Origin of the sequence: Alkalicaulis satelles, from assembly GCF_008630495.1 — a bacterium.
GTDB lineage: Bacteria > Pseudomonadota > Alphaproteobacteria > Caulobacterales > Maricaulaceae > Oceanicaulis > Oceanicaulis satelles.
Genome location: NZ_VWOJ01000003.1, coordinates 279,393 through 292,860 on the forward strand (window position 1 = coordinate 279,393; position 13,468 = coordinate 292,860).

The following is a 13,468-nucleotide window of genomic DNA, read 5'->3' on the forward strand; positions in this document are numbered from 1 at the left end:
CCTTGATGCTGCTTCCCGCCGCGCGCGATACAAGCTGGGCCGGGCGCGGTCAATGATCACTCCGGCGCGTCTTCGGGCAGGATACGCACTTCGATCCGGCGCACCAGCACCGGGCGCGCGGCGCCCTCTTCATCCGGCCAGAGGCCGACCCAGTCGATCCCGTTCAGGGGGGTCCCCGCCGGAATATGATGGCGCAGAGTGAGGGTGCGAAAAACGCTGTCCACCGCCATGCGCCGCCAGCCCGTATCGGCGTCGCCAACCACGAAATAGCCGATATGGATATGGGTGAGGTCCGGATCCGCCGAGCGCACATCCAGCCGCACCTCGATATCGCGTCCGACGACAGCCGCCTCGAATTCCGCCGGAATGGCCGCGCCAATCCCGGCGGAGAGATGACCGGCCGCCTCCATCGAGGCCGTTGCCGTCACCCGCGCCACAGGCCCGCCCGAGGCCGCCGGGTCGAACAGGGTGCGCGTGCCCGGACCGGGGATCAGCTGATCGAGCGCCGCGCCCTCCATGATAAAGGCGTCATCGGTGACGATGGCGTCCTGCCCTGTAGGCCGGTATTGCATCGCGCCCCAGATCAGAGCGCCCGACACGCCTATGGCGAGGGGCCAGAATACGATGTCGGGCAGGGAAAAGCGCATCGCCAGCGTCCTCAGCTCACGCCCGCGCGCAACAGATCGTGGATATGCAACAGGCCTTGCGGACGCCCGTCCTCGTCACACACGAAAAGCTGGGTGATCTTGCGTGAGCCCGCCGTCATCTGGCGCAGCGCCTCGGACGCCAGCAGCCCCGGCAGCACGGTGACCGGCGCGGGCGTCATCACCGCATCGACGCTTTCTGACACCAGGTCCGGGCTCATTTTCCGGCGCAGATCGCCGTCGGTGATGATGCCCAGAAGCCGCCCGTCCGCGCCCGTGACGCCCACACAGCCCAGCCCCTTGGCGCTCATCTCGATCAGGGCCTCGCCCATGCCGCTGCCTGACGCCACCAGAGGCAGGCCCTCGCCCCCATGCATCAGCGCGCCCACGGACGCCAGCGCCGAGCCCAGCGCGCCGCCGGGATGGTAGCGGGCGAAATCACGCGCCGTGAAGCCGCGCGCCTCGATCAGCGCCACCGCCAGCGCATCGCCATAGGCCATCATCATGGTGGTGGAGGTGGTAGGCGCGCGCGTCTCTCCGCAGGCTTCTTCCGCGGCGGGCAGCAGCAGCACCAGATCGGACCCGCGCGCCAGGGTGGAGTCCGGCCCGGCGGTCAGCGCGATAAGCGGCACGCCGAATCGGCGGCAATAGGCGATCATGTCGCCCAGCTCGCGCGTCTCGCCGGATTTGGACAGGGCCAGCACCGCATCGTCTGCGGTGATCATGCCCATATCGCCGTGGCTGGCTTCGGACGGGTGGACATACTGGGCCGGCGTGCCGGTGGAGGCGAGAGTGGCGGCGATCTTGCGCGCCACATGGCCGGACTTGCCCACGCCTGCGCAGACCAGCCTGCCGCGCAAGGACGCGATCAGGCGCACGGCGGCGGCGGCCTCCTCGCCCAGCGCCCCCGACAGGGCGTTCAGCCCGTCCATCTCGAGCGCCAGCGTGCGGCGCATGGCGGCGATCAGATCTGGCGCGTCAAGGCGCAGGGCGTCAGGGCGTGTCATGACCTGAGTTTCTAGACCAGTCCCGGCCCGGCTCCAATCGCCCATTCACGCGCGTCCGGCTTGGCGCCGTGAACGAAGCGTCCGATGCTGGAGGCATGGATATTGAACCGCTCGAACTCGACGGCCTGTGCCTTATCCGCCCTGCGCGCCATGGCGATGCGCGCGGCTGGTTCGAGGAGGCCTGGTCGGCGCCGCGCCTGCGCGCCGCCGGGCTGGATCTCGCTTTTGAACAGGACAATCTGTCCTATTCGGTAGCCGCCGGCACGCTGCGCGGCCTGCATTTCCAGGCGCCGCCGGCCGCCCAGGGCAAGCTGGTCAGCGTGATCACCGGCGCGGTGCTGGACGTGGCCGTGGATGTGCGCTCGGGCTCGCCCACCCAAGGGCGCCATGTGGCGGTGCGGCTGAGCGAGGATGATCCGGCGCGCCTGTGGGTGCCCGAGGGCTTTCTGCATGGCTTCGTCACCCTGGCGCCCCATACCCGCGTCGCCTACAAGGTCACGCGCGCCTATAACGCCGAGCATGACCGCTGCGTGGCCTGGAATGATCCTGATCTGGCGATTGACTGGGGCGTGAGCGCGCCGGTTCTGTCGGGCAAGGACGCGCGCGCGCCGCGCTTGCGGGACCTGCCTGTCCCCTTCCCGCCGGGCTGGCGGGGCAAGGCCTGATCAGATCAGGGTCAGATTGGCGTTCTGGCTGACGAACTCGACAAAGCGGCGCAAGGTGTCAGAGGTCTCGGTCTCGACAATGCGGCGGCTTTCACCCGGCGCGGAACCGCTCAGATAGAAGACGCATTCATTGGAACGCTCTGACAGCTCGCGCGTGAACTGCTCCACCAGACGGTCAAGCGCTTGCGCTTCGCTTTCACTGGAAACCGCTACCGTCACCCTTTGCATGTGCGTCTCCCCCGAGTTGCCCCCCTGCCCGTCGGCCGATGCCTTGCCAGCCGCTCTGCTAATCGCCAATGGTGCGATACTGAAGCGTTCAGTGCAAGACTCATTCCGACAATGACCTATCCCTCAGCCCGGCTTTTGATCCTTGGACGCTCCGGACAGCTCGCCCGGGCGCTCGTCACGGCGGCCCAAGAGCATCGAGGCGCCGTGCACAGCGCGGGGCGCCGGGAGGCGGATCTTTCAAGGCCTGGCGAGGCGGCGCGGCTGATCACCGCATGGCGCCCGGACGCCGTCATCAACGCCGCCGCCTGGACGGCTGTGGATGACGCGGAAACCCATGAGGGCAAGGCGCTGCGCATCAACGCCCAGGGCGCCGGCGAGGCGGCGCAGGCGGCCGCCCGCATGGGCGCGCGCTTCATCCATGTGTCCACGGACTATGTGTTCGGCGCCGCACCTGGCGCGCCCTATGCCGAAGACGCTGAGCCCGCCCCGCTCAGCGCCTATGGCCGCACCAAGCTGGCCGGCGAGCGCGCCGTCATGGACGCTCATCCGCACGCCGCCATCGTGCGCGCTGCGGGCGTGTTCAGCGGCGCCGGCGCCGATTTCCCCAGCGCCATGTGGCGCCTGGCCGAAACCCGCGCCGAGATCGGCGTGGTGAACGACCAGCTGACCGGGCCGACTTATGCCGGCGATCTCGCCGCGCGCCTGATCGCGCTGGCGCTCAATCCGGACGCGCACGGGATATTTCACTGCGCCAGCGGGCCGCAATTGAGCTGGGCGGCCTTTGCGGAGGCCTGCTTCGATCTCGCCCGGGAGGCCGGCCTGCCGTCAGCGCACGTCAATCCCATCCCCACATCGCAGTTTCCAAGGCCCGCCCGGCGCCCGGCCGATGCGCGCCTTGCCTCCACAAGGCTGGAAGCCGCCGCCGGCCTGCCTGCCCCGGACTGGCGGGCCGGACTTGGCAGAGCCCTCGACGTGTGGCGGGCCAGCCGGTAAACCGCCAAGCTGCAACCCACCCTCCCGCCCGCCAGGAGCCGCCATGACCCGCCTCGTCCTCACCCGCCACGGCCAGAGCGTCTGGAACAAGGAAAACCGCTTCACCGGCTGGGTGGATGTGGACCTGACCGAGCAAGGCGTTGAGGAAGCCCGGCGCGGCGGCGCGCTTTTGAAGGCCGAAGGCTTCGCGCCCGGCTTTGCGTTCACCAGCGTGCTCAAGCGCGCCATCCGCACGCTGCATCTGGCGCTGGAAGGCGTGGACCGGCTGTGGATTCCCGAGGAGAAGGCCTGGCGGCTCAATGAGCGCCATTACGGCGCGCTCACAGGGCTCGACAAGGCCGAGGTGACCGAGGCCCATGGCGCTGATCAGGTGAAAATCTGGCGGCGCTCCTTCGACATCCCGCCCCCACCGCTGCCGCTGGATGATCCGCGCCATCCGCGCTTCGACCCGCGCTATTCAAGCCTGGACCCGGACGCCCTGCCCTCGGGAGAAAGCCTGAAACTGACGCTGGAGCGCGTCGCGCCCTATTTTGAAAGCGCCATCGCGCCGCGCCTGGAAGCTGGCGACGAGGTGATCATCTCCGCCCACGGCAATTCCCTGCGCGCCCTGATGAAGCTGCTGTTTGGCGTGCCTGATGCGGACATCGTCTCGCTGGAAATGCCCACCGGCAATCCCCTCATGATCGAACTCAACGGCCTCAAGCCCGTCTCGGCGCGCTATCTCGACCAGGATCGCGCCCAAGACCTGCCCCCCTGCCCGTGATGGGCGCGCGTGCGGTCACCCCCGATGATCTGCGCTTCATGGATGCGGCGCTGGCGCTGGCCTATGCGCGGCTGGGCCGGACCGCGCCCAACCCGTCGGTGGGCTGCGTCATCGTCAAGGACCGGCGCGTCATCGCCGCCGCCGCCACCGCGCCATCCGGCCGGCCTCATGCCGAAACCCAGGCGCTGGACATGGCCGGAGAGGATGCGCGGGGCGCGCGCATCTATGTCACGCTCGAACCCTGCGCCCATCATGGCCAGACCCCGCCCTGCGCAGAGGCGCTCGCTGCAGCAGGCGTCGGCGAGGTGGTGATCGCCTGCCGCGACCCGGACGCGCGCGTGTCCGGGCGCGGGATCGCCATCCTCAGCCACGCCGGCATAGCGGTGCTGGAAGGCGTGCGAAGCGCTCAAGCCGAGGCGCTCAATGCCGGCTTCTTCACCCGGCTGGTCACCGGACGCCCCTTGCTGGTCCAGGACGGGCGCGCGGGGCTGTTTGACGCCGATCTGGAGCTTCGCCCGGACGAGAGCCTGGATATGGCGCTGGACCGGATGGGCCGAGAGGGCCTGACCCGGGTGCGCATCCCGGCGCCCTGAACCGGCGCAGGCCGGGCAACGCGGCGTTAACGCTGAATAGCTTATGTTTTGACACCTCAGTCCGCGCACCGCGCGGTCAGCCTGGGACGCGCATGACCCGCACGCCGATCCAATACCGGACCCTGACACAAGCACAGGCCGACGAAATCTGCCGCAAACATGATTTCCTCATGTCCGGGCGGATGGGCGGGGCGCGCGCCAATTTCTCCTATACAGTTCTCAATGGCCTCAATCTGTCGGGCCGGCATCTGGCTGACGCCGACCTGACCGGTGCGGTGATGGAGGGGGCCAATCTCTCCGGCGCCAATCTGACGCGGGCCGTGCTGTACGCCGCCGATTTGCGCCAGGCCAATCTGGCCGGCGCGGTGCTGCACCGGGCCGACATGCGCGGCGCCATTCTGCGCGGCGCTGACCTGACCGGCGCCGATCTCAGCCAGGCCGACCTGCGCGAAGGCGCCATCGCCCAGGCCGACCGGGAGAAGGGCCTGGCCATCCTCACCCATGAACAGCGCCCGGGCGAGGCCAGCATGGCCAATTTCGCCCGCGCCAACCTGTCCCAGACCCGCATGAGCGGGGTGGTGGCCCAGTCTTCGGACTTCTCTGACGCGGTGCTGATCGGCGCGCGCCTGACCCGCGCGAACTTGCGCAATTCACGCTTCCCCGGCGCCAATCTGGAAGGCGCGGACATGAGCGGGGCCGACCTTACCGATGCGGATTTGCGCGATACGGTGCTGATCGGGACCAGAATGGATCTGGCCCGCCTCAATGGCGCGGATATGAGCGGCGCCCTGCGCGATGCGCCGCCGGGCGAAGTGGCCGATCCGGGAGGCGAGACCGCCCGGGCGCTCGATCTTCACGCGCGCTGGTGCGAGACGGGCGGGCAGCAAGGCGCGCCCTCCACGTTTGACGGCAAGGATTTGCGCGGCCTGCGCACGCTGGCCCGGCGCAATCTCACCGCCCTGCAGGCGCGCGGCGCCATTCTCTACGGCCTCGACATGGAAGGCGCCGAGCTGCAGGGCGCCAAGCTCGCCAATGCCGATCTGCGCATGACTTCGCTGCGCGGGGCGGATCTGCGCGGCGCCGATCTTTCAGGCGCCAAGCTCAATAACGCCGATCTGCGCGAGGCGCGCATCGGCCCGCTGCTGCTGCCCAATGACCGGCTCCTGGCCGCCTCGCTGGCCGCTGCCGTGATGCGCTATGCTGACCTGTCGGGCGCGGATCTGCGCCATATCGAGGCGGCGGGCGCGGATTTCTCGTTCGCGCGCATGCATGGCTGCGATGTGCGCCGGGGCAAGTTCTCCGGCGCCTGTTTCACCGGGGCGCGCGCGCCCGCCACCATCCGCTCCGAGGCCGCCGATCTGTCCGGCGTGGTGGACCTGAGCGCCGCCTGAGTTGCGGGACAGCCCGCACACCGATAAATACTCACCTTGAGCATAAGCGGGCCATTCCATCCCGCACCTGCAAGCGGAAGGCGGTCATGGCGGCGTTCGACAATCTCTACCGGCACCGCATGGTGCGCGCTGCGGCCTTCGCGCCGCAGGTGTCGCTGGCCGATCCGCAAGCCAATGCCGGCGCCATCCTGTCACTGGCGCGCGAGGCCCATGAGCGCCAGGCCGCACTGGCCCTGTTCCCCGAACTCGCCCTGACAGGCTATTCGGCCGAGGACCTGCACCATCAATCGCTCATGCTGGACGCCAGCGAGGCGGCGGCGGGACGCATCATCGCCGATAGCGCGGAGCTGATGCCGGTGATCGTATTCGGCTGCGCCCTGCGCCAGCACGGCCAGTTGTTCAACTGCGCCCTGATCGTCCATCGCGGACGGCTTCTGGGCGTGGTTCCCAAAAGCTATCTGCCCAATTACCGCGAGTTTTACGAAAAGCGCTGGTTCTCCGACGCCTCAAGCGTGATCGCCGACCAGATCAGCGTGGCCGGCCATGACGCCCCCTTCGGGGCCGGTCTGGTGTTCGAGGCCGAGGACCTGCCCGGCTTCATCCTGCACGCCGAGGTGTGCGAGGATTTCTGGGCGCCGGTTCCGCCCAGCACCCACGCGGCGCTGGCCGGCGCCAGCGTAATGGTCAATCTGTCGGCCTCCAACGCCACCATCGGCAAGGCGCGCGAGCGCGCGGCGCTGATCGACGCCCACTCCCGGCGCACCTGCGGGGCCTATGTGTTCTGCGCAGCCGGCGCAGGCGAATCCACCAATGATCTGGCCTGGGACGGCCAGCTCCTGATCTATGAGCAGGGCATGCGCCTGGCCGCCGGCGAGCGCTTTCTCAATGATCATGCGCGCGTCTACGCCGATATCGATATCGAACGCATCGAACAGGACCGGCTGCGCCTGTCCACCTTCCGCGATGCGGCTGCGCGCGCCGCCGATACGCTCAGGGCGTTCCGCCGGGTGCGCTTCACGCTGGGCGCGCCGCTGGACCGGCCCGTCCCGCTGGAGCGCGAGATCAGCCGCTTTCCCTTCGTACCCGACGATGCCGGCCGCCTGGACGAGGACTGCCATGAGGCCTGGAACATCCAGGTCCAGTCCCTGGCCCAGCGCCTGCGCGCCAGCGGGGTGAAGCGCGCCGTGATCGGGGTGTCGGGCGGGCTAGATTCCACCCAGGCGCTGATCATCACCGCGCGCGCCTTTGACCGGCTGGGCCGGGACCGGGCCGATATCATCGCGGTCTCCATGCCGGGCCTGGCCACCTCCGGCGAGAGCCGGGCGCGGGGACGGGCGCTGATCGACGGGCTGGGCGCGACCTTCCGCGAGATCGACATCTCGCCCGCCGCCGAACGCATGCTGGCCGATCTCGACCACCCCTATGCGCGCGGCGAGCCGGTCCATGACGTGACGTTCGAGAACGTCCAGGCGGGCCTGCGCACCGATTATCTGTTCCGCCTGGCCAATCACGAGGACGGGCTGGTGATCGGCACGGGCGATCTGTCCGAGCTGGCGCTGGGCTGGTGCACCTATGGCGTCGGCGACCAGATGAGCCACTACAATGTCAATGCGGGCGTGGCCAAAACCCTGATCCAGCACCTGATCGCCTGGACCGCCCGGCGCGAGGCCTTCGGGCCTGAGGTCAGCGCCGCGCTCGAGTCTATCCTCGCCGCCGAGATCACGCCTGAACTTGTGCCTGCCGGCGCCGACGGGGCGGTGCAGTCCACCGAGGCGGCCATCGGGCCCTACGCCCTGCACGATTTCACCCTGCATTACGCTGCGCGCTACGGCTTCGGGCCGGAGAAGATCGCCTTCCTGGCCGCTGCGGCCTGGAGCCAGGCCAGCCGCGGGCGCTGGCCGGCCCATGTGGCCGGCAAGGACCGCCACGCCTTTGATCTCGACGCCATTACGCGCTGGATGACGGTATTCGCCCGGCGGTTCTACCAGACCAGCCAGTTCAAGCGTTCGGCCATGCCCAACGGACCCAAGCTCACCTCCGCCGGGGCGCTCAGCCCGCGCGGCGACTGGCGCGCGCCCTCAGACGCTTCGGCGCGGGTCTGGCTGGAGGCCATCGCCGCATTGCGGGCGGAGCTGGGCCTGCCGCCTGGAGGCTGAACACACCATCGCAAGCCCGGACGAAAAGAGCCCGGAGGATCGCCTCCGGGCTCTTGCCTTCTGGCGTCATGGAGCGGGCGGCTAGTGCTTCACCCGGCTCCAGATCTTGCGATAGGAGGCGTAGAGCAGCAGGGCCAGGATGAACAGATAGCCCATCACCATGAAGCCCATGCTCTTGCGCGATTCCATGTGGGGATCGGCCGCCCAGGCGAGGAAATAGGTCACGTCATTGGCCATTTGCTCGATCGTGGCCGGGGTGCCGTCGGCATATTCCACCATGTCATCCATGAGCACCGGCGGCATGGCGATCAGCATGCCGGGCATGTAGGGATTGTAGTAATTGCCCGGGCGCACATCGACATCCTCGGGCACTTCCTGATCGTAGCCCATGAGGAGCGAACGGATATAGTTCGCGCCATAGTGACGGCCCTTGACGATCACCGACAGGTCGGGCGGATAGGCGCCGCCATTGGCCGCGCGGCCCTGGGCCTCGTTGGCGTAAGGATAGGGGAAGGGGTCCGAGGGGCGGCGCGGACGCTCGATGACATCGCCGATATCGTCAATGTCCTCAATCGGGAACAGGTCTTCCGCAATCGCCACCACGGCCGGGTTGTCATTGGGATTGGGGAAGCGGGTACGCTCGCCATTGATCTCGAGATATTCGAACGGGCCGCCGGGCATGCCCAGATGGCGGATCGACAAGTGCTTGATGCCGTGACAGGCCGCGCACACCTGCTGATAGACCTGATAGCCGCGCTGGACAGCCTGACGGTCATACTGGCCGAACGGGCCGTTGAACGACCAGTTATGCTGTTCGGGCGTGCGGTACTTGCCCGCCCCCATGGCCATGGGCGTGGCGATGATCATGGCCGCAGCTGCTGCGGCGAGGACCCGGGAAACGGTTTTCATCGCGGTTCTCCCTATTCAGCCGGCTGCGCGGCCGGGGCGGCGCCCGCCTTGGCCGGCTTGTCGCCATTGAGCACGGATTCCTCGATGGAGGCTGGCCGTGGACTGGGTTTCTCCACGAAGCCGAGCAGGGGCAGGATCACGAGGAAGTAGGCGAAATAGTACACGGTCAGGACCCGGCCGAAGAGCAGGAAGTCCACGCCCAGGGCGCCCAGGCCCGGCACCATGGTGTCGGGCAGCTCAGCGCCCGCCCAGCCCAGCCCCAGGCAGGCCACCACGAAGAAGCCAAAGAACCAGCGCGCCATCGGGCGGTAGCGCATGGAGCGCACCTTGGAGGTGTCCAGCCAGGGCAGGATGAACAGCACGCCGATGGCGGCGAACATCAAGATCACCCCGCCCAGCTTGTCCGGAACGGCGCGCAGGATGGCGTAGAAGGGCAGCAGATACCATTCAGGCACGATCATCGCCGGGGTCACCAGCGGGTCGGCCTCGATATAGTTGTCTGCGTGGCCGAGCACTTCAGGGGCATAGAACACGAAGCCGGCGAAGATGATCAGGAAGACCACGATCGCGAACCCGTCCTTGACCGTGTAGTACGGGTGGAAGGGCAGGGTGTCGGCCTTGGTCTTCACGCTGATGCCGGTCGGGTTGTTATTGCCCGGCACGTGCAGCGCCCAGATGTGCAAGCCCACAACGCCGGCAATCAGGAACGGGATGAGATAGTGCAGCGAGAAGAAGCGGTTCAGCGTCTCGTTGCCCACCGAGAACCCGCCCCAGAGCCACTGGGTCACCGGCTCGCCGATCAGCGGCAACGCGCCGAACAGATTGGTGATCACCATGGCGCCCCAGAAGGACATCTGGCCCCAGGGCAGCACATAGCCCAGGAAGGCGGCGGCCATCATCAGCAGATAGATCACCACGCCCAGGATCCACAAAATCTCGCGCGGCGCCTTGTAGGAGCCGTAATACATGCCGCGGAAGATGTGCATATAGACCGCCAGGAAGAACATCGAGGCGCCCACCGCGTGGATCGAGCGGATCAGCCAGCCGAAATTCACGTCGCGGTCAATGCGCTGCACGCTGGCGAAGGCGTAGTCGATATGGGGCACATAGTGCATGGCCAGCACGATGCCGGTGATGATCTGGATCATCAGGCAGACGGTCAGAATGCCGCCGAACGTGTACCAGTAGTTCAGATTGCGCGGGGTCGGATAATCCACGAAAGAGTCCCAGCCCAGGCGCACGATGGGAAGGCGGGAATCAAGCCAGCGGGTAAAGCCGGTCTTCGGTTCGTAAGTGCTAGGTCCGCTCATCGTGTCGTCTCCTAACCGAGCCGCAGGGTGGTGGCCGAGATGAAGGTCATCGGCGGAATGGGCAGGTTTTCAGGGGCCGGGCCGCGGCGAATGCGCCCGGACGTGTCATAGTGCGAGCCGTGGCACGGGCAGAACCAGGCGCCGAATTCACCTGCCCCTTCCGTGGGCACGCAGCCCAGATGGGTGCAGCTGGCGCTGGTGACCAGAAGCGAGCGGCGCAGATCATCGCTGATCTCCACGCCGTCTGCGATCTCCGCGGTCAGGGCCGAGCGGTTATCATCGGTGGCCGGGGCGTTGTCATCCAGATTGCGGTTGCGCGCGAGGCGGTCGGGCAGGCTGCTCACCTGCACATTGGCCGCATCCTCCACTTCCGACGCCGAACGCAGGCGCACGAAGTGCGGCATGGAGCGGAACATGATGGTGACCTCCTGGCCCTCCTCAAGCTCGCCCAGGGCGATATCGGTGGTGCCCAGCGCCAGGGTGTCCGCCGCCGGGTTCATCTGGTCGATGAACGGCCAGATCACAGCGGCGCCGCCAATGGCGGCCATGCTGGCCGCAGCGATGTGGATGAAGTCGCGGCGCGTTTCGCCGCCGCCCTCGGGGGTGTTCTCGTCCGTCACGTGCCGACCTCATAACTCGCGCCGCTCGCCGCCCTTGGACCCGTCACGGGCCTGGAAGCGTTTACGGCATGACCAGACTTAGCGTGGCGCAGCGCCTGGACCGTGCGTCGTGCTGACGCACCTGATTCAGGATGACGCGCCCCGTTAGCGGGCCGGATTAATCCGCCCCCCCGTATTTTTCAACCGGATTATCCGTTTTGCGGCGGGATATCGCAGGGGGGATGCAGTTGACACGCCCTGGCGAAGGGCCTGCTAGCCGATCGCCGCAGCCCCAGCCGGCAGGATAAGCGCTGAAGCCGTGGCGATGAGCTTTTCGCCTTCCGCCTGTTCGGCGATCACCTCGACCGACACCACCACCTGCCGCTTGCCCGCCTTGACCACACGGGCGCGGGCGCGAAACGCCTCGCCCACGCCCGGCGAGAGGAAATGGATCGTGTATTGTGCGCTGAGCACGTCACCCACCACCGTGGCGGCGGCGTAGGCGGCGGCGTTATCGGCGAGAAACCCGATCAGCCCGCCATGCAGGAATCCATGGTGCTGGGTCATCTCATCAGGCCGCAGCACGATGCGCGTCTCCACCTGGCCATCTTCAGCCTTGAGCACTTCCAGCCCGGCCCAGCGCTCGAAGGGCTGTATCTTCACCACCTCGCGCAAGATCTCGGCATTGACCCGGACAGGACCATCGCCCGCCCGGGCGCGGGCGTTGTCGACAAGTTGCTGGCGGGCGGCGTCGCTGGAAGCGGTCATGGGGCGTCTCCTGACTGGCCGGTCCAAAATTAGACCGACCGGTCTATATAATCAGGCCGGCGCGCGCTATCAAAGACTTTTCCGGTCCGGGAGCTGATTCATGAGCGGGAGCAAAGGCGATCAGGACCGGCCCGCCGGATCACGCGCGCGTCTGATCGCGGCGGCGGGCCGTCTGTTTCACGAGCGCGGCTATGCGGCGACGGGGCTCAGCGAGATCCTGGCGGCCGCGGGCGCGCCCAAGGGTTCGCTCTATCACCATTTCCCTGACGGCAAGGCCGGGCTCGCCGCCGCGGCGCTGGAGGCCGCCACGGATGCTCTGGAGGCCAGCCTTCGCGCCGAGCATGAGCGCGCACGCGACGCTGCGGGCATGATCGAGGGCTATGGCGCCCTGCTCGCCGGATGGCTGGAGGCCTCGCACTTCACTCGGGGCTGTCCGGTGGCCACGGTGGCGCTTGAGGTCACGCCCGGTGATGACGTGGCGGCGCTGGCCGTGCAGGGCGCGTTCGCCCGCTGGCGCAAAGCGCTGGGCGACGCGATCCGGGCGGACGGAGTGGCGCCGGAGCGCGCCGGAGCGCTGGCCGGATTTGCGCTGTCGGCCATTGAGGGCGCGCTGATTTTGGCCCGGACGGACCGCGACAGTGAGCCCGTGCGCGCTGCGGCGCGCGAAGTGGCGTCCCTGGTGCGCGCAGCCCGGCCCTAGCCAGTCAGCGGATATTCCGCCTCGATCTGATAGGTGTTGGGCCGGCCCGGCTTGCTGCGCCAGCTGGAATAGAGATGAAAGCGGTCCGCGCGCATGGGCGCCGAGCGGTAGAGATTGAGGCGCTGCTCAAAGCGCTGCACGCGCTGGATATCCACCCCGCGGCGCAGATAGGCGAGCGTGAGATGAGGCGTATAGACCCGGCGCTCCGGCTCCACGCCGGCCCGGCGCGCCGCCTGCACGCAAGCCTTGGCCAACCCATTGAGCGCCGGATTGGCCGCCACGCCCAACCAGAGCGAGTCCGGCTCGGCCTTGCCGAAATGGCCCGCACCCTGAAACATCCATTCGAAGGGGGCCTGGCGGATGCGGCCGAGTTCGGTGTCCAGCTCGCTGATCACGGGCTCTTCCAGCTCCCCGAAAAAGGCAAGCGTGACGTGGAAATTCTCCTGCGGACGCCAGGCTGCTCCGGGCACGCCCTTCTGCAGCGGCGCAATGCGTCCGGCGACGGAATCATCCACGGGCAGGGCGGCGAACACACGCAAACTCATGACCCCACAATGCCCCCGCGCCGCCCCCGCGCGTCAAGCGCACGCTTTTGGACGCACAGGTGCGCACCATTGCCGGTTTTGCTTGAACCGCAGACGCGCAATCCTCATATATGACAGCGAAATCCGGACCGGTCGCACCGTCCGGGCGAGATAATGCCCGCCTTCTGCATCCGCCGGGGCGGGACTAGACACGTCAG

The 13,468-nt window shown here is 67.8% G+C and carries 15 protein-coding genes; 7 read left to right on the forward strand and 8 right to left on the reverse strand.

Features of this window, described 5'->3' with window-relative positions; genetic code table 11:
* Positions 1-56 precede the first annotated feature (56 nt).
* Together F1654_RS11345 and F1654_RS11350 are read right to left on the reverse strand one after the other, a co-directional pair.
* Positions 57-647, reverse strand: coding sequence for a hypothetical protein (locus F1654_RS11345; RefSeq protein ID WP_150023659.1), 591 nt, complete (start codon positions 645-647; stop codon positions 57-59).
* An 11-nt stretch (positions 648-658) separates the two neighbouring features.
* Positions 659-1,651 (reverse strand): KpsF/GutQ family sugar-phosphate isomerase, encoded by a 993-nt coding sequence (locus tag F1654_RS11350; RefSeq protein WP_199200560.1) that lies wholly within the window; start codon positions 1,649-1,651, stop codon positions 659-661.
* A gap of 95 nt (positions 1,652-1,746) precedes the next feature.
* Between F1654_RS11350 and rfbC the strand changes: the two genes are divergently transcribed.
* Entirely contained in the window at positions 1,747-2,316 is a 570-nt protein-coding gene (gene rfbC / locus F1654_RS11355; RefSeq protein WP_150023660.1) for a dTDP-4-dehydrorhamnose 3,5-epimerase, read from the forward strand.
* Here rfbC and F1654_RS11360 read toward each other — a convergent pair whose 3' ends face one another.
* The gene (locus tag F1654_RS11360; protein WP_150023661.1) at positions 2,317-2,544 is read right to left on the reverse strand and encodes a hypothetical protein; all 228 of its coding nucleotides are present in this window, start codon (positions 2,542-2,544) and stop codon (positions 2,317-2,319) included.
* Positions 2,545-2,655: 111 nt separating this feature from the next.
* Between F1654_RS11360 and rfbD the strand changes: the two genes are divergently transcribed.
* From rfbD to F1654_RS11385, 5 genes are all read left to right on the forward strand, one after another.
* Complete coding sequence (rfbD, locus tag F1654_RS11365) at positions 2,656-3,537, forward strand: dTDP-4-dehydrorhamnose reductase (RefSeq protein WP_150023662.1); 882 nt, start codon at positions 2,656-2,658, stop codon at positions 3,535-3,537.
* 43 nt (positions 3,538-3,580) lie between these two features.
* Positions 3,581-4,300 (forward strand): 2,3-diphosphoglycerate-dependent phosphoglycerate mutase, encoded by a 720-nt coding sequence (gene gpmA / locus F1654_RS11370; RefSeq protein WP_150023663.1) that lies wholly within the window; start codon positions 3,581-3,583, stop codon positions 4,298-4,300.
* On the forward strand, positions 4,300-4,893 hold the full coding sequence (gene ribD, locus F1654_RS11375; RefSeq protein WP_150023707.1) for a bifunctional diaminohydroxyphosphoribosylaminopyrimidine deaminase/5-amino-6-(5-phosphoribosylamino)uracil reductase RibD: 594 nt from the start codon (positions 4,300-4,302) through the stop codon (positions 4,891-4,893). Before gpmA ends, ribD begins: the two co-directional genes overlap by 1 nt.
* Positions 4,894-4,985: 92 nt before the next feature.
* Complete coding sequence (locus F1654_RS11380) at positions 4,986-6,284, forward strand: pentapeptide repeat-containing protein (RefSeq protein WP_150023664.1); 1,299 nt, start codon at positions 4,986-4,988, stop codon at positions 6,282-6,284.
* Between the two features lie 86 nt (positions 6,285-6,370).
* Complete coding sequence (locus tag F1654_RS11385; RefSeq protein ID WP_150023665.1) at positions 6,371-8,440, forward strand: NAD(+) synthase; 2,070 nt, start codon at positions 6,371-6,373, stop codon at positions 8,438-8,440.
* 81 nt (positions 8,441-8,521) lie between these two features.
* Here the strand turns inward: F1654_RS11385 and F1654_RS11390 are convergent, their stop codons facing one another.
* The 4 genes from F1654_RS11390 to F1654_RS11405 form a co-directional block, all read right to left on the reverse strand.
* Positions 8,522-9,349: a cytochrome c1 gene (locus F1654_RS11390; RefSeq protein WP_150023666.1), complete on the reverse strand. Its 828-nt coding sequence runs from the start codon at positions 9,347-9,349 to the stop codon at positions 8,522-8,524.
* 11 nt (positions 9,350-9,360) lie between these two features.
* Entirely contained in the window at positions 9,361-10,659 is a 1,299-nt protein-coding gene (locus F1654_RS11395) for a cytochrome b (protein ID WP_150023667.1), read from the reverse strand.
* An 11-nt stretch (positions 10,660-10,670) separates the two neighbouring features.
* On the reverse strand, positions 10,671-11,279 hold the full coding sequence (gene petA / locus F1654_RS11400; RefSeq protein WP_150023668.1) for a ubiquinol-cytochrome c reductase iron-sulfur subunit: 609 nt from the start codon (positions 11,277-11,279) through the stop codon (positions 10,671-10,673).
* Between the two features lie 252 nt (positions 11,280-11,531).
* Positions 11,532-12,026: a PaaI family thioesterase gene (locus F1654_RS11405; RefSeq protein WP_150023669.1), complete on the reverse strand. Its 495-nt coding sequence runs from the start codon at positions 12,024-12,026 to the stop codon at positions 11,532-11,534.
* 100 nt (positions 12,027-12,126) lie between these two features.
* Between F1654_RS11405 and F1654_RS11410 the strand changes: the two genes are divergently transcribed.
* Complete coding sequence (locus F1654_RS11410) at positions 12,127-12,726, forward strand: TetR/AcrR family transcriptional regulator (RefSeq protein WP_150023670.1); 600 nt, start codon at positions 12,127-12,129, stop codon at positions 12,724-12,726.
* On the opposite strand, the gene thpR is transcribed toward F1654_RS11410, so the two are convergent.
* The gene (gene thpR, locus F1654_RS11415) at positions 12,723-13,271 is read right to left on the reverse strand and encodes an RNA 2',3'-cyclic phosphodiesterase (RefSeq protein ID WP_150023671.1); all 549 of its coding nucleotides are present in this window, start codon (positions 13,269-13,271) and stop codon (positions 12,723-12,725) included. The genes F1654_RS11410 and thpR overlap by 4 nt on opposite strands.
* Between the last annotated feature and the right edge of the window lie 197 nt (positions 13,272-13,468).

Bases quoted from the DNA above. Each gene is read 5' to 3' on its own strand.
- gpmA (WP_150023663.1), top strand. From the start codon at position 3,581: ATGACCCGCCTCGTCCTCACCCGCCACGGCCAGAGCGTCTGGAACAAG.
- F1654_RS11350 (WP_199200560.1), bottom strand. From the start codon at position 1,651: ATGACACGCCCTGACGCCCTGCGCCTTGACGCGCCAGATCTGATCGCC.
- F1654_RS11360 (WP_150023661.1), bottom strand. From the start codon at position 2,544: ATGCAAAGGGTGACGGTAGCGGTTTCCAGTGAAAGCGAAGCGCAAGCG.
- rfbD (WP_150023662.1), top strand. From the start codon at position 2,656: ATGACCTATCCCTCAGCCCGGCTTTTGATCCTTGGACGCTCCGGACAG.
- F1654_RS11405 (WP_150023669.1), bottom strand. From the start codon at position 12,026: ATGACCGCTTCCAGCGACGCCGCCCGCCAGCAACTTGTCGACAACGCC.
- F1654_RS11410 (WP_150023670.1), top strand. From the start codon at position 12,127: ATGAGCGGGAGCAAAGGCGATCAGGACCGGCCCGCCGGATCACGCGCG.
- F1654_RS11390 (WP_150023666.1), bottom strand. From the start codon at position 9,349: ATGAAAACCGTTTCCCGGGTCCTCGCCGCAGCAGCTGCGGCCATGATC.
- ribD (WP_150023707.1), top strand. From the start codon at position 4,300: ATGGGCGCGCGTGCGGTCACCCCCGATGATCTGCGCTTCATGGATGCG.
- F1654_RS11380 (WP_150023664.1), top strand. From the start codon at position 4,986: ATGACCCGCACGCCGATCCAATACCGGACCCTGACACAAGCACAGGCC.
- F1654_RS11385 (WP_150023665.1), top strand. From the start codon at position 6,371: ATGGCGGCGTTCGACAATCTCTACCGGCACCGCATGGTGCGCGCTGCG.
- F1654_RS11395 (WP_150023667.1), bottom strand. From the start codon at position 10,659: ATGAGCGGACCTAGCACTTACGAACCGAAGACCGGCTTTACCCGCTGG.
- rfbC (WP_150023660.1), top strand. From the start codon at position 1,747: ATGGATATTGAACCGCTCGAACTCGACGGCCTGTGCCTTATCCGCCCT.
- F1654_RS11345 (WP_150023659.1), bottom strand. From the start codon at position 647: ATGCGCTTTTCCCTGCCCGACATCGTATTCTGGCCCCTCGCCATAGGC.
- thpR (WP_150023671.1), bottom strand. From the start codon at position 13,271: ATGAGTTTGCGTGTGTTCGCCGCCCTGCCCGTGGATGATTCCGTCGCC.